Raw genomic sequence first — 26159 nt, 5'->3', positions numbered from 1 at the left:
CGTCTTGGTCTTCCGTCTCGTTTCCGTTGCGGTGAATGGCGGTATCAACCCGCCCGCTGCGGCGCATGTTCCGCCACCGTCTTGAGCAGGCTGTCCTTGGTGAAAGGTTTGGTGAGGTATTCGTCCGAGCCCACCATGCGGCCACGGGCCCGGTCGAACAGTCCGTCCTTGGACGACAGCATGATCACCGGCGTGGATGACAGGCGGGGGTTCTTCTTGATCAGCGCGCAGGTCTGGTAGCCGTCCAGGCGCGGCATCATGATATCGACGAAGATGACGTCGGGGTGATGGTCGGCGATCTTGGCGAGCGCGTCGAAACCGTCTTCGGCAAGTAGGACCTGACAGCCGGCCTGGCCGAGAAAGATCTCGGCGCTGCGCCGGATGGTATTGCTGTCGTCGATCACCATCACCTTCAGTCCGTTCAGATCCATCGCGTCCTTATTCCTCGGTGTTTCATGCGGTCCGCCCCTCGCGGGAGGCCACAAGCATACAACAATGCCGCGCCAGGTGCTGCGCGGGCGTCATATCTCGACGAGTTCGAAGTCTTCCTTGCGCGCCTCGCACTCGGGACAGGTCCAGTTCGGCGGCAGGTCTTCCCAGCGCGTGCCGGGGGGAATGCCGTCCGCCGGCAGTCCCGCGGCTTCGTCGTAGATGAAGCCGCAGATCAGGCACATGTAGGTTTTGTATCCGGCGTCCGGCATCTGGCGGCGTTCTCGGCAACGAATGGCGCTAAAATGCGTGAAATATTACCGCATTCGGGCTGGCATGCCAGTACCGCCCTGAATCTGCCTTTCGCACTATGCCCGCCCTGCCGCCCGAATTCCCTCCCGTCGTCCTTTGCCTGGCCGCCAGCGATGCCACCGGCGGGGGCGGCCTGCAGTCCGACGTGCTGACCCTGAGCAGCATGGGCTGCCATCCCCTCGGCGTGGTGACCGCGGTCAGCGTGCGCGACACGCGCGGCGTGGACGACCTGCTGTCCATCGAGCCGGACGTGTTCGCCCTGCAGGCGCGGGTGGTGCTCGAGGACATCGAGGTGCAGGCCTTCAAGCTGGGCATGTGCGGCGGCGTGGAGAACGTCGCCGCGGTGGCCGAAATCCTTTCCGACTACCCGGACGTGCCGCTGGTGCTGGAACCCGCACTGGCCTACGGGCCCGCCGACGAGGCGGAGGCCGAGGACATGGTGGCCGCGCTGACGGAACTGATCCTGCCCCAGGTGACGCTGCTGGTGGCGAGCCGCGACGAAGTGCTGCGCCTGGCCGGCCCGGATTGGGAGGCGGACGCCCCCGAGGACGACCTCGACGACGAGGAGGGTGGCGTGCCCCTGGCGCCCGAGGAGGCGGTCGCCCGCCTGCTGGCGCTGGGCGTGGAGTACGTGCTGCTGACCGGCGCCGGCCAGCACGGCCCGCAGGTGGTCAACCGCCTGTTCGGCGCGGAAGGGCTGGTGCGCACGGACGCCTGGGAGCGTCTGCCCGGCCCCTTCCTCGGTGCCGGTGCGACGCTGTCGGCCGCTGCCGCCGCCGCGCTGGCCCACGGCATGGACGTGCCCGAGGCGGTGCGCGAAGCGCAGGAATTCACCCAGGCCGCACTGGCCGCGGCCTTCCGTCCCGGCATGGGTCCGGCCATTCCCGACCGCTTCTTCTGGGCCCGCCCGCGCAATGACGAGGCGTACTGAGCACGGGCTGCGCGGCCTGTATCTGGTCACCCCCGACGAGGCCGACGACACTCGCCTGGTGGCGCAGGTGGAGGCCGCGCTGCGTGGCGGGCCCGCGCTGTTGCAGTACCGCAACAAGCTGCTGCCCGCGGAGCGCCGGCACACCCAGGCCGCCGCCGTGCTGGCGCTGTGCCGGGCGGCGGGCGTGCCGCTGGTGGTCAACGACAGCGTGGACCTCGCGCTCGCGATCGGCGCCGACGGCGTGCACCTGGGGCGCGACGACGGCGACCCGGCCGCGGCGCGCGCGCGGCTCGGCACCGGGCGCATCCTGGGCGTGTCCTGCTACGACGAATGGGCGCGCGCCGAGGCCGGCGCCCGGGCCGGGGCGGACTACGTGGCCTTCGGCGCCATGTTCGCCTCGCCCACCAAGCCGGCCGCGGTGCGCGCGCCGCTGGAACTGCTCGGCCGCGCGCGGCGCGAGCTGGGCGTGGCGGTGGCGGCCATCGGCGGCATCACGGTGGACAACGCGCCGCAACTGGTGGCCGCCGGTGCCGACCTGCTGGCGGTGATCAGCGACGTGTTCGCGGCCGCCGATCCGGCCGCCCGCGCGACGGCCTACGGGCAGGCCTTCCGCGCTGGACCCGTGCCGGCGGCGCGGCCACAATGATGCCCTTCATTTTCAGCAAGCGAACAAGAACGCCATGACCAGCCGCAACGAAACCCTCTTCCAGCGTGCCCAGCGAACCATCCCCGGCGGCGTCAATTCGCCCGTGCGGGCCTTCCGCTCGGTGGGCGGCACGCCGCGTTTCCTGGCCCGCGCCGAGGGCGCGCGGGTGTGGGATGCGGATGGCAAGGCCTACATCGACTACGTCGGCTCCTGGGGCCCGGCCATCGCCGGCCACGCCCATCCGGCCATCGTCGAGGCGGTGCGGGAGGCGGCCTTGCGCGGCCTGTCCTTCGGCGCGCCCACGGAGGCCGAGGTGGAGATGGCCGAGCTGCTGTGCGAGCTGTTGCCCTCCGTGGAGATGGTGCGCCTGGTCAGCTCCGGCACCGAGGCCACGATGAGCGCGATCCGCCTCGCCCGCGGCTTCACCGGGCGCGACGCCATCGTCAAGTTCGAGGGCTGCTACCACGGCCACGCCGACAGCCTGCTGGTCAAGGCCGGCTCGGGCCTGCTGACCTTCGGCAACCCGTCCTCGGGCGGCGTGCCGGCGGACTTCGCCAGACACACCATCGTGCTGGACTACAACGACCTGGCCGGCGTGGAGGAAGTCTTCAAGGCCCGCGGCAGCGAGATCGCCGCCATCATCGTCGAGCCCGTGGCCGGCAACATGAACCTGGTCAAGCCCGTGCCCGGCTTCCTGGAAGGCCTGCGCCGCTTGTGCACCGAGCACGGCGCGGTGCTGATCTTCGACGAGGTCATGACCGGTTTTCGCGTCGGCCCGCAGGGCGTGCAGGGGCTGTACGGCATCACCCCGGACCTCACCACGCTGGGCAAGGTGATCGGCGGCGGCATGCCGGTGGGCGCCTTCGGCGGCCGGCGCGACATCATGGAGAAGATCGCCCCGCTGGGGGCGGTGTACCAGGCCGGCACCCTGTCCGGCAGCCCGGTGGCGGTGGCCGCGGGGATCGCCTCCCTGCGCCTGACGCGGGAACCCGGTTTCTACGAGCAACTGGCGGCACGCACCCGCGCGCTGGTCGATGGGCTGGCGGGAGCTGCGCGCGAGGCCGGCGTGACCTTCAGCGCCGACGCGGTGGGCGGCATGTTCGGCGTCTATTTCAGCGCCGGCGTGCCGGCTTCCTTTGCCGACGTGATGGCTTCCGACCGGGAACGCTTCAACCGCTTCTTCCACGCCATGCTGGACGCCGGCCACTACTTCGCGCCCTCGGCCTTCGAGGCCGGCTTCGTCTCCGCCGCCCACGGCGAGGCGGAGATCGCGGAAACCGTGGCCGCCGCGCGCAAGGTGTTCGCCGGGCTGGCCGGATGAGCGACCGTTTCGATCTGGCCATCGTCGGCGGCGGGCTGGCGGGCGCCAGCCTCGCCGTGGCCCTGCGCGCGAGCCGGCTCTCCATCGCCGTGGTGGAAGCGCAGCCGCCGCGCCGGGCCGAGGGCTGGGACGCGCGGGTGTATGCGGTCAGCCCGGCCAATGCCGACTTCCTGCGCGGCCTGGGCGCCTGGCAGCATCTGGACGCGGACCGCATCTGCGCGGTGTACGACATGGCGGTGTTCGGCGACGCCGGCGGCCGGCTGGATTTCTCCGCCTACGACAGCGGCCTGGGCGAGCTGGCCTGGATCCTGGAAGCCGGCCTGATGCAGGCCGAATTGTGGGAGACCCTCAAGCGCCAGCACAACGTCACCCTGTTCTGCCCGGCCGCGCCGCAGGCACTCGATCTGGACGAGGCCAGTGCCGTGCTGACGCTGGAAGACGGCCGCAGCCTGCGCGCCCGCCTGGTCGTGGGCGCGGACGGCGCCAATTCCTGGGTGCGCCGCCAGGCCGGCATCGAGGCCCGCTTCACGCCCTACGACGAGATGGGCGTGGTGGCCAATTTCCGCTGCGGCAAGCCCCATCGCAACACCGCCTTCCAGTGGTTCCGCGAGGACGGCATCCTGGCCTGGCTGCCGCTGCCGGACAACCTGATGTCCATGGTGTGGTCCACACCGGACGCGAAGGCGCAGGAACTGCTCGCGCTGGACGGCGAGGCCCTGTGCGCCCGCGTGGCGGAAGCCGGCGGCGGGCTGCTGGGCGACTTCGAACTGGTGACCCCGGCCCAGGGTTTCTCCTTGCGCCTGATGCGCGTCGGGCGCACGGTGGCCCCGCGGCTGGCGCTGATCGGGGATGCGGCCCACGCCATCCATCCCCTGTCCGGGCACGGCATCAATCTCGGCTTCCAGGACGCGCGCGCGCTGGCCGAGGTGCTCGGTGCGCTCCCGGCCTGGCGCGATCCGGGCGAGTTGCAGGCCCTGCGCGCCTATGCCCGGGCGCGTGCCGAGGAGCCGCTGCTGATGCAGTACACCACCCATGCCCTCAATCGTCTGTTCAACACCCGCAACCCGCTGCTCGCCGCGGCGCGCAACCTCGGGTTGAACCTCACCAATGCCCTGCCTGTCGTACGCAACGCCCTCGTCCGCTACGCGGTCAGCGGGCGCTTCTAGACTTCTGGAGAATTCGATGCCGCACACCCTGCTTCGCCCCGCCGTCCTCGCCCTGGCTCTCGCCGGCGGCGGTTTCGCCCACGCGTCCGAGGAGGCGGTCAAGAAGGGCATCGAGGCCTTCCTCGGCGCACCGGCCGTGCAGAGCGTGAGCCGTACCCCCTACGGAAGCCTGTACGAGGTCGTACTGAAGAGCGGCGAGCTGGTTTATACGGATGCCAAGGCCAGCTTCATCATCGACGGGCGCATCATCGACGCCAAGACCCGCGCCGACATCACCCAGGCGCGGCTGAATCAGCTTTCCGCCATCGATTTCTCCACGCTGCCCCTCGACCAGGCCATCAAGCAGGTGCGCGGCGACGGCAAGCGTGTGCTGGTGACTTTCGAGGACCCGAACTGCGGCTACTGCAAGCGCCTGGGCAAGGAGCTGTCCAGGATGGACAACGTCACCCTGTACACCTTCCTCTACCCCATCCTGAGCCCGGATTCCACGCAGAAATCGCGCCACATCTGGTGCGCCAAGGACCAGGCCGGGGCCTGGAACGACTGGATCGTGAACGGCAAGACGCCGGCGGCAGCCGACTGCGACAGCAGCGTGGTGGATAGCAACGTGGCCCTCGGACGGAAGCTGCGCATCAACGGCACGCCCACCATGTTCCTGGCCGACGGCAGCCGCATTGGCGGCTACGTGCCGGCCACCGAGCTGGAGAAGGCGCTGGACGGCGTCGCCACCAAGTAAGCGTTCTTACGCCGTGGCGGGAAAGCGGGGCGCCGATGGCGCCCCGTGTCGTTTCAGGGCCGCGGCGGCTGCATGCCGCGGGGGAGCAGCACCCACATGCGGCCCTGCTGGCGCATGCGCCCCGCGCGCGCGCCGGCGTCGGGGCCGAAGCCCCAGAAGAAGTCCGCACGTACCGCGCCTTTGATCGCGCTGCCGGTATCCTGGGCCAGCATCAGCCGCTCGAGCGGACGGTCCGAAAGCGGCCAGGTGGTGGACAGGAAGACCGGTGCGCCCAGCGGCACCGTGCGCGGGTCCACCGCAACGCTGCGCTCGTCGGTGAGGGGCACGCCCAGCGCGCCGATGGGCCCGCCGTCGGCCTGGGTCAGTTCGCGGAAGAAGACGTAGCTCGGGTTGGCGTTGAGCAGTTCCGACAGGCGCAGGGGGTTGCGCCGCGCCCAGTCCTTGATGCCCTGCATGGACGCTCTGTCCCGGGTCAGTTCGCCCTGGTCGATCAGCCAGCGGCCGATGGAGGCGTAGGGATGGCCGTTCTGGTCCGCGTAGCCGATGCGCACCCGGCTGCCGTCCGGCAGTTCCACCCGGCCCGAGCCCTGCACGTGCAGGAAGAACAGGTCGATGGCGTCCTCCGCCCACAGCAGGACGGGGGCGGGCAGGGCGTCACCGCGCTGTTCCAGCTCCCCGCGGGAGAAGTAGGGCACCACCCGGTTGCCGTCCAGCCGGCCGCGCAGGCGCATGTTCTTCAGTTCCGGGTACTGCCCGCCCAGGTCGATGGCCAGCATGTCCGCCGGCACGCCGTGCACCGGCCAGCGGTAGCGTTCGTCGCGGTTGCGGCTGCCCTTGATCAGCGGTTCGTAATAGCCGGTGACGAGACCCTCGCGGCTGCCGTCCGGGTTGACCACCGCCCAGGGCACGAAATGCGCCTCGAAGAACTGCCGCGCGCCTGCCGGCGACACCCGGTCGCCCTGCGCGGAGGCAGCGGCGCACACCGCCTGCCATTCGGCGCGCGCGCCGAGGGCCGCGCACGAAGCAAGCAGGGCCGGCCAGGCCGCGGCGTGGTCGTCGTCCTGCCAGCCCGCGAGCGCCGACCAGTCGGCGGCCTGCAGCGGCTCGGCGGCCGGCGGCGGGGGGACGGGCGCCTCCACGGCGGGGCACACCGGACAGGCCGGGCACGGCGCCGGCTTCGGGCAGGCGGCCGGTTCGGCGGTAGGGGCGGGGGGCGGCGTGGCGCAACCGCCCAGCGCGGCGGCGAGGAACAGCGCGCCGGCCAGCAGGCGGCGCGCCCGAAGGTTGGGAGGGGTCATCGGCAGGGGCTTCGGGTTACACTCGGGGCGGCTCGCCGCCAGTATACCCGGCGGGCCGGGAGCCGCCCGTACCTGGGGCGGCGACGCAGCCAGGACAGGAACACGGGTGGTGCCATGTGGGTGATCTTTCTCGAAGCCGGCCTCGCGCTGGCACTCGTGCTCATCATCGTGTGGGCCACCTGGCCGAAGAAGGGCCGCAACGACGAGGACCAGCAGGCAGAAGATGAGTAAGCACCAACCCGGGGCGATCCCCGCCTCCACCGATTTCTCCCGTCTCATCGAGCGCGCCGAGCGCGTGCTCGCGCGCCTGGAGGCCACGCTGCCGGGCACCCCCGAAGCCCCCGACTGGACCGCCGCCACCGCCTTCCGCTGGCGCCGCCGGCACGGCCGGGCCTGGCTGCAGCCGGTGGCGCATCCCCATGTGATCCGCCTGGCCGACCTGCAGGACATCGACGAGCAGAAGCAGCGCATCGCCGACAACACCCGCCAGTTCCTCGCCGGGCGGCGCGCCAACAACGTGCTGCTGACCGGTGCCCGCGGCACCGGCAAGTCGTCCCTGGTCAAGGCGGTGCTGGCGGAATACGCGGCCCAGGGCCTGCGCCTGATCGAGGTGGACAAGTCCGATCTGGTGGATTTGCCGGACATCGTGGACCTGCTGGCCGGTCGCCCCGAGCACTTCATCCTGTTCTGCGACGACCTCTCCTTCGAGGAAGGCGAGGCGGCCTACAAGGCGTTGAAGAGCGTGCTGGACGGCTCCGTGTCGGCGGTGCCCGACAACGTGCTGGTGTATGCCACCTCCAACCGCCGCCACCTGATGCCGGAATACCACGACGAGAACCTGCAGGCCCGCCACGTGGATGGCGAGATCCATCCGGGCGAGGCCACCGAGGAGAAGATATCCCTGTCCGAGCGTTTCGGCCTGTGGGTGTCCTTCTACCCCTTCAACCAGGACGAATATCTGGCCATCGTCGCCCACTGGCTGGGCGCCTTCGGCCTCAAGCCCAAGGCCGTCGAGCGCGCCCGCCAGGAAGCCCTGCAATGGGCGCTGATGCGCGGGTCCCGTTCCGGCCGCGTGGCCTGGCAGTTCGCCCGCGACTACGCCGGCCGCGTCGGGGGTTAGGGCGATGAAGAAGATCGTGGACGTGGCGGCTGGCGTGATCACCCGGCCGGACGGCAGTTTCCTGCTCGGTCAGCGCGCGCCCGGCACCTTCTATCCCGGCTACTGGGAGTTTCCCGGCGGCAAGGTCGAGGCGGGCGAAACCCCGGCGCAGGCACTGGTGCGCGAGCTGGACGAGGAACTGGGCATCCGCGTACAGGCCCTCAACCCCTGGCTGATGCGCGAGCACCACTACGAGCATGCCCACGTGCGCCTGCACTTCTTCGAGGTGCCGGCGTGGTCGGGCGAAGTGAACGACCACGTGCACAGCGCGCTGGTCTGGCAGCACGCCGGCCGGCTGGAAGTCGGCCCCATGCTGCCGGCCAACGGCCCCATCCTGAAGGCCCTGCGCCTGCCGCGTACGATGGGCATCACCCATGCGGGCGAGATCGGTGTCGAGGCGCAGCTTGCCGTGCTGGATACGGCGCTGGCCGGCGGCTTGCGCCTGGTGCAGGTGCGCGAGCCGGCGCTCGATGCCGCGGTGCGCGAGTCCTTTGCCATCGAGGCGGTGCGCCGTGCGCGAGCGGCCGGCGCCCTCGCCGTGGTCAACGGCGATGAACAACTGGCGCTGCGCTGCGGCGCGGACGGCGTGCATCTGCCGGCGGTGCAACTGGCCGCGCTGGACGTGCGTCCCGATCTGCCCTGGGTGGGGGCTTCCTGCCACACGCGCGCGGAGCTGGAGCGCGCCGCGGCGCTGGAACTGGATTACGCGGTGCTGGGGGCGGTGGGCGAGACGCCCACCCACCCCGGCCAGGCAGCACTGGGCTGGGAAGGCTTTGCGCGGCTGGCGGCCGGGTTGCCGCTGCCCGTGTTCGCCGTCGGCGGCCTGACGGCGGCCGACATGGCGGCGGCGCGGGCCGCCGGGGCGCACGGCATCGCGGCCATCCGCGGGGTGTGGGGAGCGTTCGCCTAGCTTGTGTGCAAGGCACGAGCCAAGGGTTCAGTCGCGGGGGACGTCCTTGTCCGCATCCGGCGGCGCTTCGGCCGGCACACGGTAGTTCTCGGACGCCCAGGCGCCCAGGTCGATCTGCCGGCAGCGTTCGGAGCAGAACGGGCGGTAGCGGTTTTCCGGCTTCCACTCCACCTGTTTGCCGCAAGTGGGGCACTTCACCGTGCGTGCGGGTTTGTTGCTCATCGCAGCCGGCTCCCCGTGCGGGCGGTCGTGGAGAATGGGGCGGGCGTCAGCGGTTCGGTAACGTTCATGCTTCACCTGGCTTGGCCTTCCCTTGCACTTCGGTTCGGTGCGGAGGGCGGCGTTGGTGGACGAAGGTGACGAGCGTACCGGATTTGCGCGGCCGTTGGCGGCATGGCCGGCGGGCGCGCGTTTACGCTGAGGCGGAAAGCCGCGCCCCTCACCGGGCGGCAGCGCCATAAAGGAAGGCGCGTTCCACCAGCGCCGCCAGGCCGCTCCTGGCGACCCGGCCGCGGCGCTCGGCATCCATCAGTCCGACGAGGATGTTGACCCAGATCTCGGTCAGGGCGGGCGCGGCGATGTCGATGCGGAACATGCCCGCCTGCTGCCCGCGCAGGAAAAAGGCATCGAGCGTGGCATTCCACTCGGCCTCCTCGCTGGGGGTCACCGAGGCGTCCTTCCAGTAGTACATCAGGAAGGCGGTCAGTTCGCGGTGTTCCAGGCTGTTGGCGAGCAGGCGCCTGAGCCCTTCCAGCGGGCCCCCCTGCTCCAGTTCCGCCTTGCGCAGGGTTTCGCTGATCACCTGGGTGGCGTGGTTGATCAGTCGTTCGATCAATTGCTCGCGGGTACGGCAGAAGCGGTACAGCGTCGTCTTGCTGATGCCGATGGCACCGGCCAGCTCCTGCAGGGAGGCCCGCGGCCGATCGACCAGGGCCAGGGCCAGTGCCGCCAGTATCCGGCCGTCTTCCACTTCAACGCCAGGGGTTGCCATTGCAGTTCACCATCGTTCCATACAAGGAAGGGCCGAAATCTTAAATGTGAATCACATTGGATTCAACATCGTAAGTTCCACGGAGATTTAACGATATATAGACGAAAAATGGCCATTTGGATGTTTGTGGTTCCTAATGAATCTTAATTGATTCGTTTTCTTCCGCATGGCACCATGGGCGCCTTTGCGAATCCATAGCTGAAAGGTGCCGACGATGAAGGGTCCAGGAATGCAACGACTGCTCGTGCTCGCCGCCGTGGGGCTGGTCGCCGGATGCGGCGCGGAGCAGGGCGGCCCGCCGGAGGCCGCGCCGCCGGCCGTCGAAGTGGTCACGGTACGGGCCGAGCCCTTCGAACTGAGCAGCGAACTGCCCGGCCGCATCGAGCCGGTGCGGGTGGCCGAGGTGCGCGCGCGGGTGGCCGGCATCGTGCTCCGCCGCCATTTCGAGGAAGGCGCCGACGTCCGGGCCGGCCAACTGCTGTTCCAGATCGACCCGGCGCCGTTCAAGGCCGCGCTGGCGCGTGCGGAAGGCGAACTGGCGCGCGCCGAGGCGGCGCTGTTCGAGGCCGAGGCGGTACTGCGGCGCTACACGCCGCTGGTGGAGATCGAGGCCGTCAGCCAGCAGGACTTCGACGCCGCCCAGGCCGCGTTCAGGAGCGCGCGGGCGGCGCGCCAGTCGGCCGCTGCCGAGGTGGACACGGCGAAGCTGAACCTGGGCTATGCCACGGTCAGCGCGCCCATCACCGGGCGCATCGGCCGCGCCCTGGTCACCGAAGGGGCGCTGGTGGGGCAGGGTGAGGCCACGCCGCTGGCCATCATCCAGCAGCTCGACCCGATCCATGCGGATTTCAAGCAGTCGGCCGCCGACCTGCTGCGCCTGCGCGCCGCGCTGGCCGAAGGCCGGCTGGCGCGGGACGGCGGCGAAAGCGCGCCGATCTCGCTCACCGTCGAGGGCACCGCCGAACGGCGCGACGGCCGCCTGCTGTTCTCCGACGTCACCGTGGACCGCGGCACCGGCCAGGTGTCGCTGCGCGGCCTGTTCGCCAACCCGGACGCGCTGCTGCTGCCGGGCATGTACGTGCGCGTGCACGTCGCCCAGGGCCTCGATTCGCAGGCCATCCTGGTGCCGCAGCGCGCGGTGCGGCGCGGCACCGACGGCACCGCGCAGGTGCTGGTGGTGGGCGTGGACGAGGTGGTCGAGGCGCGGCCGGTGCGCACCGGCGCGATGCGCGGGGCGGACTGGCACGTCGTGGAAGGGCTGCGGCCCGGCGAGCGGGTGATCGTCGGAGGCAGCGCCAATCCCGGCGACAAGGTCGCCGTGGCCGCGCCGGCCCGGCCCGTTTCCGACGCCCGCCCCTGAATCCAGGCGTCGCCGCCGCGCGCGCTTGCCGAGGATAAAGCCCCATGTCCAAGTTCTTCATCGACCGCCCCAACTTCGCCTGGGTGGTCGCCATCTTCATCACGCTGGCCGGCCTGCTGGCGATCCCTTCCCTGCCCGTGTCGCAGTATCCGGTGGTGGCGCCGCCGCAGATTTCGATCTGGGCGACCTATCCCGGCGCCTCGGCGTCCACCGTGGTCGATTCGGTGACCAGCGTCATCGAGGAGGAACTCAACGGCGCCAAGGGCCTGCTGTATTACGAATCGTCCAGCAGCTCGGCCGGCATGGGCGAGATCACCGTCACCTTCGCGCCCGGCACCGATCCCGACCTGGCCCAGGTGGACGTGCAGAACCGCATCAAGAAGGCCGAGGCGCGCCTGCCCAGCGAGGTGCTCACGCAGGGCCTGCAGATCGAGCAGGCCAGCACCGGCTTCCTGATGATCTACGCGCTGACCTACAGGGACGCCGCCGCCGGCCGCGACGTGGTCGGCCTGGCCGACTATGCCGCGCGCAACATCAACAACGAGATCCGCCGCGTGCCCGGCGTGGGCAAGGTGCAGTTCTTCGGCGCCGAGGCGGCGATGCGGGTGTGGATCGACCCGCAGAAGCTGCTCGGCTACGGGCTGTCGGTGGCCGACGTGAATGCCGCGGTCGCCGCGCAGAACACGCAGGTGCCGGCCGGCAGCTTCGGCAGCCGGCCCGGCAGCGCGGAGCAGGAGCTTTCCGCCACCATCGCGGTCAAGGGCATGCTGGCCACACCGGAGGAATTCGGCCGCATCGTGCTGCGCGCCAACGCCGACGGCTCCAGGGTGACCCTGGCCGACGTGGCGCGCCTGGAGGTCGGCCGCCAGGACTACAACTTCGAGTTGTCCAAGGACGGCAAGCAGGCCGTGGGCGCGGCGGTGCAGCTCAGCCCCGGCGCCAACGCGCTGGCCACCGCCTCTGCGGTCAAGGCGCGCCTGGCGGAACTGTCGCAGAACTTCCCGGCCGACATCGAATACTCGGTGCCCTACGACACCTCGCGCTTCGTCGACGTGGCCATCGACAAGGTGCTGATGACCCTGGCCGAGGCCGTGGTGCTGGTGTTCCTGGTGATGTTCCTGTTCCTGCAGAACTTCCGCTACACCCTGGTGCCGACCATCGTGGTGCCGGTGTGCCTGGCCGGCACGCTGGCGATGATGTACGCGCTGGGCTTCTCGGTGAACATGATGACCATGTTCGGCATGGTGCTGGCCATCGGCATCCTGGTGGACGACGCCATCGTGGTGGTGGAGAACGTCGAGCGCATCATGGCCGAGGAAGGGCTGAGCCCGCGCGAGGCCACCATCAAGGCCATGCGGCAGGTCTCCGGCGCCATCGTCGGCATCACCCTGGTGCTCTCGGCGGTGTTCTTCCCGCTGGCCTTCATGAGCGGCTCGGTGGGGGTGATCTACCGCCAGTTCTCGCTGTCGCTGGCGGTCTCCATCCTGTTCTCCGGCTTCCTCGCGCTGAGCTTCACCCCGGCGCTGTGCGCCACCCTGCTCAAGCCGATTCCCAAGGGCCACCACGCCGAAAAGACCGGCTTCTTCGGCGGCTTCAACCGCGCCTTCGGCCGCCTCGTCGAGCGCTTCGGGGGGCTCAACGCCCGTCTGCTGCGGCGCACCGGGCGCTACATGCTGATCTACGCCGTGATCGTGGCGGTGCTGGGCTTCTTCTACCTGCGCCTGCCGGAATCCTTCGTGCCGGTGGAGGACCAGGGCTATTTCATCATCGACGCGCAACTGCCGCCGGGCGCCACCCATGCGCGCACCGCGGCCGTGGTGAAGGAACTGGAAGACTGGCTGCTCGCGCGCGAGACCATGCAGTCGACCACCATGATCATGGGCTTCAGCTTTTCCGGCACCGGGCAGAACGCGGGGCTGAGCTTTCCCATGCTGAAGGACTGGTCCGCGCGCGGCCGGGGCGAGTCGGCCAGCGACGAGGCGGCCGCCTTCAACGCCCGCTTCGCCGGCCTCGCCGACGCCCGGGTGATGGCCGTGGACCCGCCGCCCATCGACGGCCTGGGCAACGCCAGCGGCTTCGCCCTGCGCCTGCAGGACCGCGGCGGCGTCGGCCGCGAGACGCTGCTCGCCGCGCGCGACCAGCTGCTGTACAAGGCCAACACCTCGCCGGTGATCGCCTACGCGATGATGGAGGGCCTGGAAGACGCGCCCCAGCTGCGCCTGGACATCGACCGCGAGAAGGCCGAGGCCCTGGGCGTGGGCTTCGGCGCCATCCGCACGGCGCTTGCCAGCGCCTACGGCTCGGCCACCGTGGCCGACTTCGCCAACCTCGGGCGCCTGCAGCGCGTGGTGGTGCAGGCCGACGTGCGCGACCGCATGACGCCGGAGCGCATCCTCCAGCTCTACGTGCCCAACGCCGGCGGCGAGCAGGTGCCGCTGTCCGCCTTCGCCACCACGGCGTGGGAGAACGGCCCCGTGCAGATCTCGCGCTACAACGGCTACCCGGCCTTCAAGATCGCGGGCGACGCCGCGCCCGGCCACAGCACCGGCGAGGCCATGGCCGAACTGGAGCGCATCGTCGCCGAACTGCCCGAGGGCATCGGCTACGAATGGACCGGCCTGTCCTACCAGGAGCGTTCCGCCGGGGCGCAGGCGCCGATGCTGCTCGGCCTGTCCTTCCTGGTGGTGTTCCTGCTGCTGGTGGCCTTGTACGAGAGCTGGGCCATCCCGGCCGCGGTGATGCTGATCGTGCCCATCGGCGCGCTCGGCGCGGTGCTGATGGTGACCCTGCTGGGCATGCCCAACGACGTGTATTTCAAGGTCGGCCTGATCACCATCATCGGCCTGGCGGCGAAGAACGCCATCCTCATCGTGGAGTTCGCCAAGAGCCTGCGCGCGCAGGGCCATGGGCTGGCCGAGGCCGCGATCCAGGCTGCGCGGCTGCGCTTCCGCCCCATCATCATGACCTCGCTGGCCTTCATCCTCGGCGTGGTGCCGCTGGCCATCGCCACCGGCGCCGGCGCGGCCAGCCAGCGCGCCATCGGCACCGGCGTGATCGGCGGCATGCTCACGGCGACCTCGCTGGGGGTGATCTTCGTGCCGATCTTCTTCGTCTGGGTGCTGTCGCGCTTCTCGCGCAAGCCGGCGCCCGCCATCCGGGCGAGCGAGGAGTGAACCTCCATGACGATCCATCCGATGAAAACCGTTTCCGGCCTGCTGGCCGCCCCGCCGCGCCCGTTGCCGAACAGTGGAGCGAGGCCGGCGAGCATGCCGGAGGCGCCTCGGCGGGCGCCCTGGCGTGGCAGGACTTCGTCACCGACGAACCCCTGCGCGCACTGATCGAACTGGCGCAGAACAACAACCGCGGCCTGCGCCAGACCCTGCTGGACGTGGAGGCGGCGCGCGCGCAATACCGCGTGCAGCGCGCCGACCGGCTGCCGGGCCTCGACGCGCAGGGCACGGGTACGCGCCAGCGCGTGCCGGGCGACCTGAACGGCACGGACCGCTCGCAGGTCCAGAGCAGCTACCAGGCCGGCGTGGGCCTGACCGCCTTCGAGCTGGACCTGTTCGGCCGCGTGCGCAATCTGTCCGAGGCGGCGCTGGAGGAATACCTGGCGAGCGAGGAGGCGGCGCGCGCGGCGCGCGTCGCCCTGGTCGCGGAAGTCATCCAGGCCTACCTGACGCGCGACGGCGCCCAGCGCCGCCATCTGCTGACCGCCGAGACGCTGCGCGCGCGGGAAGCCTCGCTGGCGCTGATCGCCCGGCGGCGCCAGGCCGGCACGGCCAGCGCGCTTGACCACCAGGAGGCGGTGGGGCTGGCCGAGCAGGCGCGCGCCGAGCTGGAACGCATCAGCCGCGAGTTCCGCCAGGCCGGCAACGCCCTGCAACTGCTGGTGGGCGACGCCGGCCCACGCCCGCCGCAGCGCCCCGGCGCGGACACCGTGCTGGTGCAGGACATCGCCGCCGGCGCGCCGGCGGAACTGCTCGCCTACCGCCCCGACATCCGCGCCGCCGAACACCGGCTGCGCGCGCGCAACGCCAGCATCGGCGCGGCGCGCGCGGCCTTCTTCCCGCGCATCTCGTTGACCGGGCTGCTGGGCAGTTCCAGCGCGGAACTGTCCGATCTCTTCGAGGGCGGCCAGCGCGCCTGGTCGTTCACCCCGCAGATCGTCCTGCCGATTTTCGACGGCGGGCGCAACCGGGCCAACCTGGACCTGGCGGCGGTGCGCCGGGACAGCGCGGTGGCCGGCTACGAGCAGACCATCCAGACCGCCTTCCGCGAAGTCTCCGACGCCCTGGCGGCCACCGACACCCTGCGCCGCGAGGAAGCGGCGCGCCGCGCGCTGGCGCGTAGCACCGGGGAGGCGCTGCGGCTGGCGGAGGCGCGCTACCGCGCCGGGGTGGACGACCACCTGCGCTACCTGGACGCCCAGCGCAGCGACTTCGCCAGCCAGAGCGCACTGATCGAGGTCGCCACCCAGCGCCAGATCGCCCTGGCGGACCTGTTCAGGGCATTGGGCGGCGGGTGGCTGGCCGATGTCCCGTTGGAGCCGGCTGCGCGGGAAGCGTCGTCGGCCGCGAACCTGGGGGGATGAGGGAGGGCGGTGCCTCAGACGGGGGCGCCGAAGCGCCCGCGCAGCCGTCCGAGCATGCCGACCAGACCATTCACGGCGGCGCGCTCGCCCTCGTCGCGCGGCGCTTCGGCGGCCCGTGCGACGACGGCCTGGGGCCGTGCGCGCCAGTGTCGGCTCTGGGTCACCGCCGCGTGCAGCGCGCGTTCGAACAGTTTGACGCTGACCGGCTTGAGCACGTAGCGGAAGATTTGCGCCTGGTTGATCAGCGCCAGCAGGGCCTGGGTGTCCTGGTAGGGCGTGGTGACGATGGTGAGCGCGTGGGGGCGCACCTGCGCCAGCGATTTGAGCAGCGGCGCGGTGGCGTGCTCGCCCAGGCGCAGGTCGCTGATGACGATGTCCACGTGCTCGCGGTTGAGGATGGCGATGGCTTCGTCCACCTGGCGCGCCCGGTGCAGATGGTGGCCGTCCACCGCGCACAGTTCGAGCACGCGGGCTTCCACGAGGGGATCGCCGTCCAGCAGCAGGATGGCGATGCCGTGGGGGATGTCGGCCCCGGCCGCGGCGCCGGCGGGTGCGGCCCGGGCGGCGCGCTGGCGCAGGCTCAGTTCGGCGGCCCGGGCAATGGTGTCGTCCATCTCGCGCGGGTTCCAGGGCTTGGTGAGGTAGCGGAAGATTTCGCCGTCGTTGAGCGCCTGGATGGCGGCGTCTACATCGGAATAGCCGGTGAGCAGGATGCGGATGCCCTGGGGCTGCAGGGCGCGGGCGCGGGCCAGCAGTTCGGCGCCGTTCATGGCCGGCATGCGCTGGTCGCTCACCAGGATGTCGATGGGCTCCTGTTCCAGGCGGTGCAGGGCGAGGTGGGGATCGCTTTCGGTGAGAACCTCGTAATCCTTGCGGAACTGCAGCGCCAGGCTGCGCAGGATGCGGCTTTCGTCGTCCACGAACATCAGGCGCACGGGGCGCTGGGTGTCAGGCATGCTCGATCTCCCGTTGGAGTGGCGCTGCCGGCGCGGCGCCGGCCTCGGCTGCATCGGCGGCGCGCCGCAGGGGCAGGGTGATCAGGAAACGGGTGCCGCGCCCCGGGCGCGAGGCGACGCGGATCGTGCCGCCGTGGTCGCGGACGATGCGGTAGCTGATGGACAGGCCCAGCCCGGTGCCTTCGCCCACCGGCTTGGTGGTGAAGAAGGGGTCGAAGATGCGCTCCAGCACCTCGGGCGTCATGCCCTTGCCGTTGTCCTCGACCGACAGATGGACCTGCGCCTCGTCCGCCCAGCTCTTGATCAGGATGATGCCGCTGCCGTCCATCGCCTGGGCGGCGTTGTTGAGCAGGTTCAGCAGCACCTGGTTGATCTGCGACGGGGCGCAGCGCAGCGGCGGCAGCGCCTGCAGTTGCTGGCGCACCTCGACGCGGCCCTTGAGGTTGTTGCGGGCGATGAGCAGCGCGGCGCGCACGCAGTCGTTGAGGTCCACGTCGTCGCTGGGGGCGCGGTCCAGGCGCGAGAAATCCTTCAGCCCGCCCACCAGTTCGGAGATCTGGCGCAGGCCGTAGTCGGTGTCCTCCAGCAACTGGCGGAAGTCCTCGGCCAGGGTGCCGGCATCCACCGCCCGGCGCGCTGCGTCGGCGGCTTCCAGGGCGTGCGCCAGTGCCTCCTCGTCGGTGGCCGGGTCGCCGAGATAGGCGGACAGGTGCGCCAGCGCCTCGTTGAGGGCGAACAGGGGCGCACTCAGTTCGCGCAGCAGGTCCACGTTGTTGCCGACGTAGCCCAGCGGCGTGTTCAGTTCGTGGGCGATGCCGGCCACCATCTGGCCCAGGGACGCCATCTTTTCCGACTGCACCAGTTGCGCCTGGGACTGCTTCAGGTCTTCGAGGGTGTGCTGCAGGGCCTGGTTGCGCTGCAGCAGGCGGGCTTCCATGGCCTTGAGCAGGTGCGGCACGGTGCCCAGCCCGCGGTAGCGGCCCGCGCCGTCCACGAGGATGAAGTCCTCGGTGACCGGGTACTGCAGGCGCGTGGTGACCTGCGCCGCGGCGGTCTCGAAGGGCGTGCCGAGCTGCAGCACCAGCGGCGCCGGGTTCATGACCTTGCTGACCGGCTGGGTGCCCCACAGCTCGCGGCCGAAGCGGCGCATGAAGATGTCCTGCAGGCGGTAGCGGCTGATCAGCCCGCAGGGGCGCTGCACCGCATCCACGACCGGCAGCGACAGGAAGGCGCGATGCTCGTCGAGCAGAAAGCGGCGCGCGACCTCGTCTATGCTGACGTCAGGCGTGAGCGCCTGCACCGGCTTGAGCAGGTGTTCGAGTGCGCCGATGTCGGCCATGCCCCGGGGTCCTCGTCGCAAAACCAATGACGGGACATTGCAGCACGGCGATGTTGCCGGAATGTTGCGCGGGGGCTTGCGAGCGGGCGCGGCCGCTCAGAGACTGCAGAAGGTCAGCTCGAAGGGGACGTCGCGCTCGGCGAGACGCGGACGGGCAAGGGTTTCCGGCATTACGAAGCGGACGTTCAGCGCGTACTTGTTGGCGCTGATCTCGGGCACCACCGCCTCGCCGTGGGTCAGCGTGAGGCGCAGCATCTGCGCGCTGCGCCCGGCCAGGCTGAGCTGGTAGGTGCCGCAGCGTGCGACCTGGTTCTCGGCGCGGCCGCTGGCACGCAGCAGGCGCAGCACGATGCGCAGGCCGTCGCGGATCGGCGTCATCGGCGTGAGCCAGACTTCCAGGTCGCGGCGGCGGTGCTCCGGGTCGCGGTTGAGCCAGAAGTGGTAGGACGGCACGTCGAACTGGCATACCCCGCCAGGGATGGAGGCGCGGCTGCGGATGCCCATCAGCCATTCGTTCTCGCGCAGGTACTGGCCGATCTTGCCGGCCATGGCGAGCAGCGAGGAGGAGGCCTGCTCGATTTCGTACAGCGCGCCCGAGAGCGCCTCCTCGGAGATTTCGGGGTTGTTGCGGAAGCCCATCAGGATCTGGCGCTGGCGTTCGAGTTCCTGCACCAGGTCCACCTTGAGGTCGGCGCGACCGGCGACTTCCAGCACTTCGAACAGGGTGAGCAGGGCGACGTGATGGTCCTGGGGCGCCTCGCCGCGCAGGAAATGTTCGATCTTGCGATAGAGGTCTTCCAGGCGCAGGAGCGTACGGATGCGCTCGTTCAGAGGGTATTCGTAGCTAATCACCGCGCAATGCCTGCAAGAAGGATCGTCTCCGCATGATCGGACGATGATAGCACAGCGTATTGTGCGGAATTGAACATGAATAGCCCCGTTCGTAAGGCTGTTCCGGCCCCCGGAGCGGGCCGGAACGACGTCATCGCCGCCTTGCCAGCGCGAGGTAGCGCTCGTGCAGCGCGTCCACCTGCGCGTGCAGTCCGGCCGGGGTGCCGCCGTTGTCGATGACGTCGTCGGCGCAGGCGAGCCGTTCGGCGCGGCCGGCCTGGGCGGCCATGATGGCGCGCACTTCGGCCTCGGACAGGCCGTTGCGCGCACGCACGCGCTCGATCTGCACGGCTTCCGGGCAGTCCACCACGCACAGCCGGTCGCAGCGTTCGCGCCAGTTGCCCGATTCCACCAGCAGGGGCACGACGAGGACGACGTAGGCGCCCTGGGCGGCCATGCACTGGCGCGCACTTTCGGTGCGGATCAGCGGATGCAGGATGCCTTCGAGGCGCGTGCGCTCGCGCGGGTCGGCGAAGGCCAGGCGGCGCATGGCGGCGCGGTCCAGGGCGCCGTCGGCGGCCACCACGGCATCGCCGAAGGCGGCGCGGATGGCGGGCATTGCGGCACCGGCGGCGGCGGTGAGTTCATGGGCGATGGCATCCGTGTCCACCACCACGGCACCGAGCGCCGCGAAGCGGTCGGCGGCGGCACTCTTGCCGCTGCCGATGCCCCCGGTCAGGCCGACGACGAAGGGGGCCGGGCTCACGGGGTGCTGCACGGGCCCGCCTTGGCGGCGGCCGGCAGACCGGCGAGGCGTGCGTCGACGGCCTCGCGGGCGCCGCGCACCTCCACGTGGTGGAGGGTGGCGCGGCGCGGCTCGATGCCGGCGCTGCGCACCCCCCGGGCGCGCAGCCGCTCCAGGTGCTGGTTGGCGGCGTTCTCGCTCTTGAACAGGCCCAGCGAGACGGCGTACTGGTTGGGTCCCGCTTCCACCACCACGTAGTAGTCGGTCACGTTCAGCCCCCGCAGCTCGCGCGCTTTGCGTTCGGCGAATTCGCGCGTGCCGTCGGGCGGGATCCGCACCCACCACGAGATGATCGCCTCCGCGCCTTCGCGCCGCACGGTGAAGGCCGGCGCGTCGAAGCGGTGCACCACCTCGTCGGCGGTGTCGTTGCCGAGGCCGTCGAAGGCGATGCAAGCCTGATTGTCCGGTTGCGCCGCGGGGGCGGTGGTTTCCGCCGGCGCTGCGGCGGGCGGCGGCACGTCGCGGCCGTTCACCAGGCGCAGGCGTTCCGGGTTGAGCTGGTTGGTCAGGCGCTCGGGTTCGCCGCGCGGCTCGTCCATGGTCAGCAGGCCGGTGGAGGCGGCCAGGGCGAGCAGGTTGAGCAGCAGCAGGATCAGGAAGAGCAGGCGCAGGATGGGCATGGCGGCCGGTTGCGGCGAGAATCAGCCGACCTTGGGCAGGTGGGCCAGCGACCGGGCCACCGCCTCGGCCGGGTAGTCGTAGTTCTCCAGTTCGCCACTGAAGTAGCGGTCGTAGGAACTCATGTCGAAATGGCCGTGGCCGGTGAGGTTGAACAGCAGCGTCTTCGGCTCGCCGCTTTCCTTGCAGCGCAGCGCCTCGTCGATGGTGGCGCGGATGGCGTGGCAGGCTTCGGGCGCGGGGATGATGCCCTCATTGCGCGCGAACAGCACGCCGGCCTCGAAGGTGGCGAGCTGCGGCACCGCCACCGCCTCGATCAGGCCCTCGTGGCAGAGCTGGGACACCAGCGGCGAATCGCCATGGTAGCGCAGGCCGCCGGCGTGGATGCCCGGTGGCATGAAGTCGTGGCCCAGGGTGTACATCTTCATCATCGGCGTGAAGCCGGAGGCGTCGCCGAAATCGTAGGCGTACTGGCCCTTGGTGAGCGTGGGGCAGGAGGTGGGCTCCACCGCCACGCAGCGCAGGTTCCGGGCGCGCCTGTCGCCGGCGGCCTTGTCGGCGAGGAAGGGGAAGGCGATGCCGCCGAAGCTGGAACCGCCGCCGCAGGGGGCGAAGATCACGTCCGGGTAGAGGCCGATCCGGTCGAACTGCTTGCGGGCTTCCAGGCCGATGATGCTCTGGTGCAGCACCACGTGATTGAGCACGGAGCCCAGGGTGTAGTTGGTGTCGGCGCGGCCGGCGGCCTCCTCCACCGCTTCGGAGATGGCCAGGCCCAGCGAACCCTGGTTGTCCGGGTCGCGGGCCAGCGCCTCGCGGCCGGTTTGCGTCATCTCCGACGGGCTGGCGAACACCTCGGCGCCCCAGGTCTGCATCATCAGCCGGCGGTAGGGCTTCTGGTGATAACTGACCTTGACCATGTACACCCGCACCTCCAGGCCGAACATCTGCCCGGCGAAGGCGATGGACGAGCCCCACTGGCCGGCGCCGGTCTCGGTGGTCAGGCGCTTGATGCCGGCCTGGCGGTTGTAATAGGCCTGGGGCACGGCGGAGTTGGGCTTGTGGGAGCCGGCGGGCGAGACGCCTTCGTACTTGAAGAAGATCTTCGCCGGCGTGCCCAGGGCGCGCTCCAAACGTACCGCGCGCACCAGCGGCGCGGGACGCCAGAGCTTGTAGATTTCGCGCACTTCCTCGGGGATGGCGATCCAGCGCTCGGCGCTCATCTCCTGTTCGAGGATCGCTCCGGGGAAGATGGCGCCCATCTGCTCGGGCGTGGCCGGCTTGCCGTCCGGGCCCAGCGGCGGGGCGGGCGGACTGGGCAGGTCGGCGATCACGTTGTACCAGTGGGTGGGGATCTCGTTTTCGTCGAGCAGGATGCGCGTGGCGTCGGTCATCGTTTCTCCGTTGCCGTGGGGCAGGGCCGAATTCGGTGTGGGGCGAATATTAGCCCATCGCCGCGGGCTGCGGACCTTCGCCGGCGACCGTGGCGAGGCCGATCAGGACCAGGTTGTCCACCCGCCGCAGCGGCACCTGCAGCAGGTCCGCGAAGCGTCCGGCCGCGCCGCCGGTGAGCAGGCACAGGGCGCCGGGCTGTTCTGCCAGGGGGCGGAACATGCGCTCCACGGCGCCCGCCTGGGCATGCAGGCAGCCCGTGACGATGGCATCCGCGGTGTTGCGCGGCACATCGCTGAAGTGGCCGTCGGCGAAGGGCAGCTGGGCGGTGTTGCGGGCCAGGGCGCGCAGCATCAGGCCCACGCCCGGCAGGATCACGCCGCCCCGGAAAAGTCCGTCGGCGTCGAGCACATCGGCGGTGGTCGCCGTGCCCGCGCTGACCACCAGGCAGGGGCCGCGATGCAGGCGGCGGGCACCGATCAGCGCGGCCCAGCGGTCCGTGCCGAGCTGGCCGGGTTCGCCGTAGCCGTTGCGCACGCCAGCGCGCTCGGCGGTGGAGGCGAGCCATTCGGCGCGCAGGCCGACGGCCGCCAGCGTGGCGTCCAGCGCCACGCCGAGTGCGGGGCCGGCCACGTTGCTGCCGAGCACGCGGCGGATGCCCGGGTGGGCGGCGAGCACGGCGGGCAGGGCCGCCCCGTCGTCATGGGCGAAGCTGCCGTGGGCGAGCCAGTCGCCCGGCGCCGCGCCGGGTTCGGCCACCGCCCATTTGATGCGGGTATTGCCCGCGTCGATGAGCAGCATCATGCGGCCACCCGCAGGGATACTTCGCCGGACAGGATGCGGGTGGTGAGTCCGTCTTCGGTGCGTATCAGCAGGGCGCCGTCCTCGTCCACGCCGGCGCACTGGCCGAAGATGTCGCCGTTTTCCGCGCTGATGCGCACCGGCAGATCGGCGAAGGCGTTGCGCTGCTGCCAGGCGCCGCGCAGCGCGGTGAAGCCGGCCGTGGCGTAAAGCTCGAACAGTCCGTGCAGTTCGGCGAGCAGCAGACCGGCGAGGGTGTTGCGCTCGGGCGGGTTGGCACAGTGGCTGGCGAGATCGGTGACCGCGGGCTGGTCCGGGATGTGCGCCTCGGCGGGCAGGCGCAGGTTGATGCCGATGCCGATGACGGCCGCCGGGGTGCGGCCGCGCCCCGGGAGCAGCTCCACCAGGATGCCGGCGAGTTTGGCCCCATGCACCAGCACGTCGTTGGGCCACTTGAGCTGGACGCCCTCCACGCCGAGCTTCTCCAGCGTCCGGGCAAGGGCCAGGCCCGCCACCAGCGACAGGCCGGCCGGCACCGGGCTGCCGGGGGCGAAGCGCCACAGGGCGGAAAAGGTGAGGCCGGCGCCGGGCCAGGACTGCCACTGGCGCCCGCGCCGGCCGCGTCCGGCGGTCTGGCGCTCGGCGAGCAGCACGTGGATGCGGCCGTCGTCCGGCGGCGGATGGTCCACCAGTTCGGAATTGGTGGAGCCGCATTCGTCCACCACGCGCAGGGCGAAGGCGGCGGCGTGGGGGGCGAGGGCAGCGAGGATGCGCGCCGGGTCCAGCGGCGGGCAGGAAGGGGTACCGGTCATTGCGGGCTTCGTGCGTGCGGAGAGGCGGCATTATCCGCGATTGCGGAGGGATGCACGAGGGTGGTGCGCCGCCGGGGCCTTCGTGGGAGCGGGCTTGCCCGCGATGGAACCTGTGGGAGAGCGAAAGCCGCATCGCGGGCAAGCCCGTTCCCACGGGTTGGGTGGCTCACTCGGCCGCGTCGTCCTCGCCGTTGCCGCGGCTGCGCTCGTCGTCCATGCCCAGTTCCTGGATCTTGCGCGTGATGGTATTGCGCCCGATGCCCAGCAACTGGGCGGCGTCGATGCGCCGGCCGCCGGTGGCGATCAGCGCGCGGCGGATCAGCGTGCGCTCGAATTCCCGCGTCAGGCGGTCGAAGACCTCGCCCGGGTGGGTGGCGATCAGGCGGTCGGTCTCGACGCTGAGGGCGTCGGTCCAGCTCACCGGCACTTCCTGGTGGGGCTGGTCGCGGATTTCCGGCGGCAGGTCGGCCACTTCCACGGTCTGGCCGGGCGCCATCACGGTGAGCCAGTGGCACAGGTTTTCGAGCTGGCGCACGTTGCCCTGGAAGGGCAGGGCCTGCAGGTACTTGAGGGCGGCTTCCGAGATGCGCTTGGATTCCACGCCCAGGTCCTGGGCGCTTTTCTGCAGGAAGTGGCGCACCAGGATGGGGATGTCCTCGCGCCGCTCCCGCAGCGCCGGCAGGCGCAGGCGGATGACGTTGAGGCGGTGGAAGAGGTCTTCGCGGAACAGGCCCTGGCGCACCCGGTCTTCCAGGTTCTGGTGGGTGGCGGCGATGACGCGCACGTTGGCCTTGATGGGCTGGTGGCCGCCGACGCGGTAGAAGTGGCCGTCGGAGAGCACGCGCAGCAGGCGGGTCTGCAGTTCCGGCGGCATGTCGCCGATCTCGTCCAGGAACAGCGTGCCGCCTTCGGCCTGCTCGAAGCGGCCGCGGCGCTGGGTGGCGGCGCCGGTGAAGGCGCCGCGCTCGTGGCCGAAGAGTTCGGATTCCAGCAGGTCGCGGGGGATGGCCGCGGTGTTGATGGCGATGAAGGGCGCGTCGCGGCGCGGGCTGTGGCGGTGCAGCGCGCGGGCGACCAGTTCCTTGCCGGTGCCGGATTCGCCGTTGATCAGCACCGTGGCGTGGGACTGGGACAGCCGGCCGATGGCGCGGAAGACTTCCTGCATGGACGGCGCCTGGCCGAGGATCTCCGGGGCGAGGGTGGTTTCGACGTCAGCACCAACCTGGTGCGCGTTCTGGTCGATCGCACGCCGAACGAGTGCAACCGCCTGATCCACGTCGAAGGGTTTGGGCAGGTATTCGAAGGCGCCGCCCTGGAAGGCCGCGACCGCGCTCTCCAGGTCCGAGTAGGCGGTCATGATGATCACCGGCACCTGCGGGTAGCGCGCCTTGACCTTCTGCAGCAGGTCGAGTCCGGATTCGCCGGGCATGCGGATGTCGGAGATCAGCACCTTGGGCGGCTGGGACTCGTCCTGCAGGGCAAGCAGGGCCTCGCTGGCGGAGGTGAAGCTGCGGTGCGGAATGTCCTCGCGGCCGAGCGCCTTTTCCAGCACCCAGCGGATGGAACGGTCGTCGTCAACGATCCAGACTGTATTCATGAGCGATGCACTATTCTGGTGCGAGCGATGCCGGAGTCCGGCTCAGGAGCGCTCGGTGATTGGCAGCAGAATGGTGAAGCAGGTGCGCCCGGGGCGGCTTTCCACTTCTATCATTCCCTGGTGCTGCTCGATGAAGCTTTGGGCCAGCGACAGACCCAGTCCGCTTCCACCTTCCCGCCCCGAGACCAGCGGGTAGAAGATCTTGTCGCCGATCTCCTCCGGGATGCCGGGGCCGTTGTCGATCACTCGCAATTCCAATGCCAGCTTGAAGCGGCGTTTGGCCAGCGTGACCTGGCGCGCGACGCGGGTGCGCAGGCGGATTTCGCCGCGGCCGTCGAGGGCCTGGGCGGCGTTGCGCACGATGTTGAGAATGGCCTGGATGAGCTGTTCCCGGTCGGCGGTGAGCGCGGGCAGGCTGGTGTCGTAGTCGCGCCGCACGGTGAGTTCGGGGAACTCGGCGAGGATGAGCCGGCGCACCCGTTCGAGCACGTCGTGGATGTTGAGCTGTCCGGGGCGCATCATGCCGTGGGAGGTCAGCAGGCGGTTCATCAGGTCCTGCAGGCGGTCGGCCTCGGCGATGATGACTTCGGTGTATTCGCGCAGCAGCGGGTCGGTGAGCTCGCGTTCGAGCAACTGGGCCGAGCCGCGGATGCCGCCCAGCGGGTTCTTGATTTCGTGGGCCAGGTTGCGGATCAGTTCGCGGTTGGCCTGCTGCTGCTGCAGCAACTGCTCCTCGCGGGCGACGCGCAACTGGGCGTCGATGGGGCGGAATTCGAGCAGCAGGCTCACGCCGGCGGCCTCGATGGGGCTCACCGTGCAGTCCAGGTGCAGGGCCTCGGTGCCGGGACGCTGGATGCGCAGATCCTGGCCGGTGTAGCTCCAGTTGTTGTGCAGGGCGTTCTGCAGCGCCGCCGTGAGACCGGGCGGGTCGCCGAGCAGGCGGGCGAGCGGCTGGCCGGCCAGCTTGCGCCGGCTGATCGCGAACAGGTTTTCCGCGCCGGGGTTGAGGTAGCGGATGATCAGGCCGCCGTCCACCAGTACGACGGCCGAGGACAGCAGTTCCAGCCCGGCAAAGGGGCTGTTCGAGTTCAGGGGGGCGGGGTGTGGGGTCATGGGCGCGGCCGGGGTGTAATTCGCTTGCATAGCAAGAGGCGCGCC

At 70.5% G+C, this 26159-nt stretch carries 25 protein-coding genes; 10 read left to right on the top strand and 15 right to left on the bottom strand.

Annotation, left to right across the window (positions count from 1 at the left end):
* Positions 1-44: 44 nt before the first annotated feature.
* The gene (gene pilG / locus E6O51_RS10660) at positions 45-431 is read right to left on the bottom strand and encodes a twitching motility response regulator PilG (protein ID WP_136384980.1); all 387 of its coding nucleotides are present in this window, start codon (positions 429-431) and stop codon (positions 45-47) included.
* A gap of 90 nt (positions 432-521) precedes the next feature.
* Complete coding sequence (locus E6O51_RS10655; protein ID WP_285891460.1) at positions 522-674, bottom strand: rubredoxin; 153 nt, start codon at positions 672-674, stop codon at positions 522-524.
* A 125-nt stretch (positions 675-799) separates the two neighbouring features.
* Here E6O51_RS10655 and thiD point away from each other — a divergent pair, with 125 nt between their 5' ends.
* Genes thiD through E6O51_RS10630 form a run of 5 tightly spaced genes read left to right on the top strand, consistent with a single transcriptional unit; the run spans position 800 to position 5541 of the window.
* Positions 800-1672, top strand: coding sequence for a bifunctional hydroxymethylpyrimidine kinase/phosphomethylpyrimidine kinase (gene thiD / locus E6O51_RS10650; RefSeq protein WP_136384978.1), 873 nt, complete (start codon positions 800-802; stop codon positions 1670-1672).
* Positions 1656-2318 carry a thiamine phosphate synthase gene (gene thiE / locus E6O51_RS10645; RefSeq protein WP_136384977.1) on the top strand — a complete coding sequence of 221 codons (663 nt, stop codon included), beginning with the start codon at positions 1656-1658 and terminating at the stop codon, positions 2316-2318. The genes thiD and thiE overlap by 17 nt, the downstream gene beginning before the upstream one ends.
* A gap of 34 nt (positions 2319-2352) precedes the next feature.
* Positions 2353-3639, top strand: coding sequence for a glutamate-1-semialdehyde 2,1-aminomutase (hemL, locus tag E6O51_RS10640; RefSeq protein WP_136384976.1), 1287 nt, complete (start codon positions 2353-2355; stop codon positions 3637-3639).
* On the top strand, positions 3636-4805 hold the full coding sequence (locus E6O51_RS10635) for a UbiH/UbiF family hydroxylase (RefSeq protein WP_136384975.1): 1170 nt from the start codon (positions 3636-3638) through the stop codon (positions 4803-4805). The genes hemL and E6O51_RS10635 overlap by 4 nt, the downstream gene beginning before the upstream one ends.
* Positions 4806-4821: 16 nt before the next feature.
* Positions 4822-5541, top strand: a complete 720-nt coding sequence (locus tag E6O51_RS10630) for a DsbC family protein (protein ID WP_136384974.1) — start codon at positions 4822-4824, stop codon at positions 5539-5541.
* 53 nt (positions 5542-5594) lie between these two features.
* Here E6O51_RS10630 and mltA read toward each other — a convergent pair whose 3' ends face one another.
* Positions 5595-6839: a murein transglycosylase A gene (gene mltA / locus E6O51_RS10625; protein WP_136384973.1), complete on the bottom strand. Its 1245-nt coding sequence runs from the start codon at positions 6837-6839 to the stop codon at positions 5595-5597.
* 223 nt (positions 6840-7062) lie between these two features.
* On the opposite strand from mltA, the gene E6O51_RS10620 reads away from it, so the two are divergent.
* On the top strand, positions 7063-7959 hold the full coding sequence (locus tag E6O51_RS10620; RefSeq protein WP_136384972.1) for an ATP-binding protein: 897 nt from the start codon (positions 7063-7065) through the stop codon (positions 7957-7959).
* A gap of 4 nt (positions 7960-7963) precedes the next feature.
* Positions 7964-8908, top strand: coding sequence for a Nudix family hydrolase (locus E6O51_RS10615; protein ID WP_136384971.1), 945 nt, complete (start codon positions 7964-7966; stop codon positions 8906-8908).
* Between the two features lie 27 nt (positions 8909-8935).
* Here the strand turns inward: E6O51_RS10615 and yacG are convergent, their stop codons facing one another.
* Both yacG and E6O51_RS10605 read right to left on the bottom strand, forming a co-directional pair.
* Positions 8936-9130 (bottom strand): DNA gyrase inhibitor YacG, encoded by a 195-nt coding sequence (gene yacG, locus E6O51_RS10610; protein WP_136384970.1) that lies wholly within the window; start codon positions 9128-9130, stop codon positions 8936-8938.
* Positions 9131-9347: 217 nt separating this feature from the next.
* Positions 9348-9899: a TetR/AcrR family transcriptional regulator gene (locus E6O51_RS10605; protein ID WP_136384969.1), complete on the bottom strand. Its 552-nt coding sequence runs from the start codon at positions 9897-9899 to the stop codon at positions 9348-9350.
* Between the two features lie 229 nt (positions 9900-10128).
* Here E6O51_RS10605 and E6O51_RS10600 point away from each other — a divergent pair, with 229 nt between their 5' ends.
* From E6O51_RS10600 to E6O51_RS10590, 3 genes are read left to right on the top strand one after another with little or no spacing between them, the layout of a single operon-like run.
* Positions 10129-11259: an efflux RND transporter periplasmic adaptor subunit gene (locus E6O51_RS10600; RefSeq protein WP_330997912.1), complete on the top strand. Its 1131-nt coding sequence runs from the start codon at positions 10129-10131 to the stop codon at positions 11257-11259.
* A 44-nt stretch (positions 11260-11303) separates the two neighbouring features.
* Positions 11304-14432: an efflux RND transporter permease subunit gene (locus E6O51_RS10595; RefSeq protein WP_136384967.1), complete on the top strand. Its 3129-nt coding sequence runs from the start codon at positions 11304-11306 to the stop codon at positions 14430-14432.
* Positions 14429-15853 carry an efflux transporter outer membrane subunit gene (locus E6O51_RS10590; RefSeq protein ID WP_136384966.1) on the top strand — a complete coding sequence of 475 codons (1425 nt, stop codon included), beginning with the start codon at positions 14429-14431 and terminating at the stop codon, positions 15851-15853. The genes E6O51_RS10595 and E6O51_RS10590 overlap by 4 nt, the downstream gene beginning before the upstream one ends.
* 14 nt (positions 15854-15867) lie before the next feature.
* Here E6O51_RS10590 and E6O51_RS10585 read toward each other — a convergent pair whose 3' ends face one another.
* From E6O51_RS10585 to glnL, 10 genes are all read right to left on the bottom strand, one after another.
* The gene (locus E6O51_RS10585) at positions 15868-16809 is read right to left on the bottom strand and encodes a response regulator (protein WP_136384965.1); all 942 of its coding nucleotides are present in this window, start codon (positions 16807-16809) and stop codon (positions 15868-15870) included.
* On the bottom strand, positions 16802-18148 hold the full coding sequence (locus tag E6O51_RS10580; RefSeq protein ID WP_136384964.1) for a sensor histidine kinase: 1347 nt from the start codon (positions 18146-18148) through the stop codon (positions 16802-16804). The genes E6O51_RS10585 and E6O51_RS10580 overlap by 8 nt, the downstream gene beginning before the upstream one ends.
* A 96-nt stretch (positions 18149-18244) precedes the next feature.
* The gene (gene zapD / locus E6O51_RS10575; RefSeq protein WP_136384963.1) at positions 18245-19000 is read right to left on the bottom strand and encodes a cell division protein ZapD; all 756 of its coding nucleotides are present in this window, start codon (positions 18998-19000) and stop codon (positions 18245-18247) included.
* Between the two features lie 130 nt (positions 19001-19130).
* Positions 19131-19745 carry a dephospho-CoA kinase gene (gene coaE / locus E6O51_RS10570; protein WP_136384962.1) on the bottom strand — a complete coding sequence of 205 codons (615 nt, stop codon included), beginning with the start codon at positions 19743-19745 and terminating at the stop codon, positions 19131-19133.
* Positions 19742-20404, bottom strand: a complete 663-nt coding sequence (locus tag E6O51_RS10565) for an SPOR domain-containing protein (RefSeq protein ID WP_136384961.1) — start codon at positions 20402-20404, stop codon at positions 19742-19744. The genes coaE and E6O51_RS10565 overlap by 4 nt, the downstream gene beginning before the upstream one ends.
* A gap of 21 nt (positions 20405-20425) precedes the next feature.
* The gene (locus tag E6O51_RS10560) at positions 20426-21793 is read right to left on the bottom strand and encodes a TrpB-like pyridoxal phosphate-dependent enzyme (RefSeq protein ID WP_136384960.1); all 1368 of its coding nucleotides are present in this window, start codon (positions 21791-21793) and stop codon (positions 20426-20428) included.
* Positions 21794-21842: 49 nt separating this feature from the next.
* Entirely contained in the window at positions 21843-22595 is a 753-nt protein-coding gene (locus tag E6O51_RS10555) for a type III pantothenate kinase (RefSeq protein WP_136384959.1), read from the bottom strand.
* Positions 22592-23404 carry a biotin--[acetyl-CoA-carboxylase] ligase gene (locus tag E6O51_RS10550; protein ID WP_136384958.1) on the bottom strand — a complete coding sequence of 271 codons (813 nt, stop codon included), beginning with the start codon at positions 23402-23404 and terminating at the stop codon, positions 22592-22594. The genes E6O51_RS10555 and E6O51_RS10550 overlap by 4 nt, the downstream gene beginning before the upstream one ends.
* Before the next feature lie 166 nt (positions 23405-23570).
* Positions 23571-25001 carry a nitrogen regulation protein NR(I) gene (gene ntrC, locus E6O51_RS10545; protein ID WP_136384957.1) on the bottom strand — a complete coding sequence of 477 codons (1431 nt, stop codon included), beginning with the start codon at positions 24999-25001 and terminating at the stop codon, positions 23571-23573.
* A 42-nt stretch (positions 25002-25043) separates the two neighbouring features.
* The gene (gene glnL, locus E6O51_RS10540) at positions 25044-26114 is read right to left on the bottom strand and encodes a nitrogen regulation protein NR(II) (protein ID WP_136384956.1); all 1071 of its coding nucleotides are present in this window, start codon (positions 26112-26114) and stop codon (positions 25044-25046) included.
* Positions 26115-26159 lie beyond the last annotated feature (45 nt).

The sequence above is a fragment of the Pseudothauera rhizosphaerae genome, from assembly GCF_004801305.1.
Classification (GTDB): domain Bacteria; phylum Pseudomonadota; class Gammaproteobacteria; order Burkholderiales; family Rhodocyclaceae; genus Pseudothauera; species Pseudothauera rhizosphaerae.
This window is presented reverse-complemented; position numbering and strand designations above follow the sequence as displayed.

Bases quoted from the DNA above. Each gene is read 5' to 3' on its own strand.
- pilG (WP_136384980.1), bottom strand. From the start codon at position 431: ATGGATCTGAACGGACTGAAGGTGATGGTGATCGACGACAGCAATACC.
- E6O51_RS10655 (WP_285891460.1), bottom strand. From the start codon at position 674: ATGTGCCTGATCTGCGGCTTCATCTACGACGAAGCCGCGGGACTGCCG.
- thiD (WP_136384978.1), top strand. From the start codon at position 800: ATGCCCGCCCTGCCGCCCGAATTCCCTCCCGTCGTCCTTTGCCTGGCC.
- thiE (WP_136384977.1), top strand. From the start codon at position 1,656: ATGACGAGGCGTACTGAGCACGGGCTGCGCGGCCTGTATCTGGTCACC.
- hemL (WP_136384976.1), top strand. From the start codon at position 2,353: ATGACCAGCCGCAACGAAACCCTCTTCCAGCGTGCCCAGCGAACCATC.
- E6O51_RS10635 (WP_136384975.1), top strand. From the start codon at position 3,636: ATGAGCGACCGTTTCGATCTGGCCATCGTCGGCGGCGGGCTGGCGGGC.
- E6O51_RS10630 (WP_136384974.1), top strand. From the start codon at position 4,822: ATGCCGCACACCCTGCTTCGCCCCGCCGTCCTCGCCCTGGCTCTCGCC.
- mltA (WP_136384973.1), bottom strand. From the start codon at position 6,839: ATGACCCCTCCCAACCTTCGGGCGCGCCGCCTGCTGGCCGGCGCGCTG.
- E6O51_RS10620 (WP_136384972.1), top strand. From the start codon at position 7,063: ATGAGTAAGCACCAACCCGGGGCGATCCCCGCCTCCACCGATTTCTCC.
- E6O51_RS10615 (WP_136384971.1), top strand. From the start codon at position 7,964: ATGAAGAAGATCGTGGACGTGGCGGCTGGCGTGATCACCCGGCCGGAC.
- yacG (WP_136384970.1), bottom strand. From the start codon at position 9,130: ATGAGCAACAAACCCGCACGCACGGTGAAGTGCCCCACTTGCGGCAAA.
- E6O51_RS10605 (WP_136384969.1), bottom strand. From the start codon at position 9,899: ATGGCAACCCCTGGCGTTGAAGTGGAAGACGGCCGGATACTGGCGGCA.
- E6O51_RS10600 (WP_330997912.1), top strand. From the start codon at position 10,129: ATGCAACGACTGCTCGTGCTCGCCGCCGTGGGGCTGGTCGCCGGATGC.
- E6O51_RS10595 (WP_136384967.1), top strand. From the start codon at position 11,304: ATGTCCAAGTTCTTCATCGACCGCCCCAACTTCGCCTGGGTGGTCGCC.
- E6O51_RS10585 (WP_136384965.1), bottom strand. From the start codon at position 16,809: ATGCCTGACACCCAGCGCCCCGTGCGCCTGATGTTCGTGGACGACGAA.
- E6O51_RS10580 (WP_136384964.1), bottom strand. From the start codon at position 18,148: ATGGCCGACATCGGCGCACTCGAACACCTGCTCAAGCCGGTGCAGGCG.
- E6O51_RS10565 (WP_136384961.1), bottom strand. From the start codon at position 20,404: ATGCCCATCCTGCGCCTGCTCTTCCTGATCCTGCTGCTGCTCAACCTG.
- E6O51_RS10560 (WP_136384960.1), bottom strand. From the start codon at position 21,793: ATGACCGACGCCACGCGCATCCTGCTCGACGAAAACGAGATCCCCACC.
- E6O51_RS10555 (WP_136384959.1), bottom strand. From the start codon at position 22,595: ATGATGCTGCTCATCGACGCGGGCAATACCCGCATCAAATGGGCGGTG.
- E6O51_RS10550 (WP_136384958.1), bottom strand. From the start codon at position 23,404: ATGACCGGTACCCCTTCCTGCCCGCCGCTGGACCCGGCGCGCATCCTC.
- ntrC (WP_136384957.1), bottom strand. From the start codon at position 25,001: ATGAATACAGTCTGGATCGTTGACGACGACCGTTCCATCCGCTGGGTG.
- glnL (WP_136384956.1), bottom strand. From the start codon at position 26,114: ATGACCCCACACCCCGCCCCCCTGAACTCGAACAGCCCCTTTGCCGGG.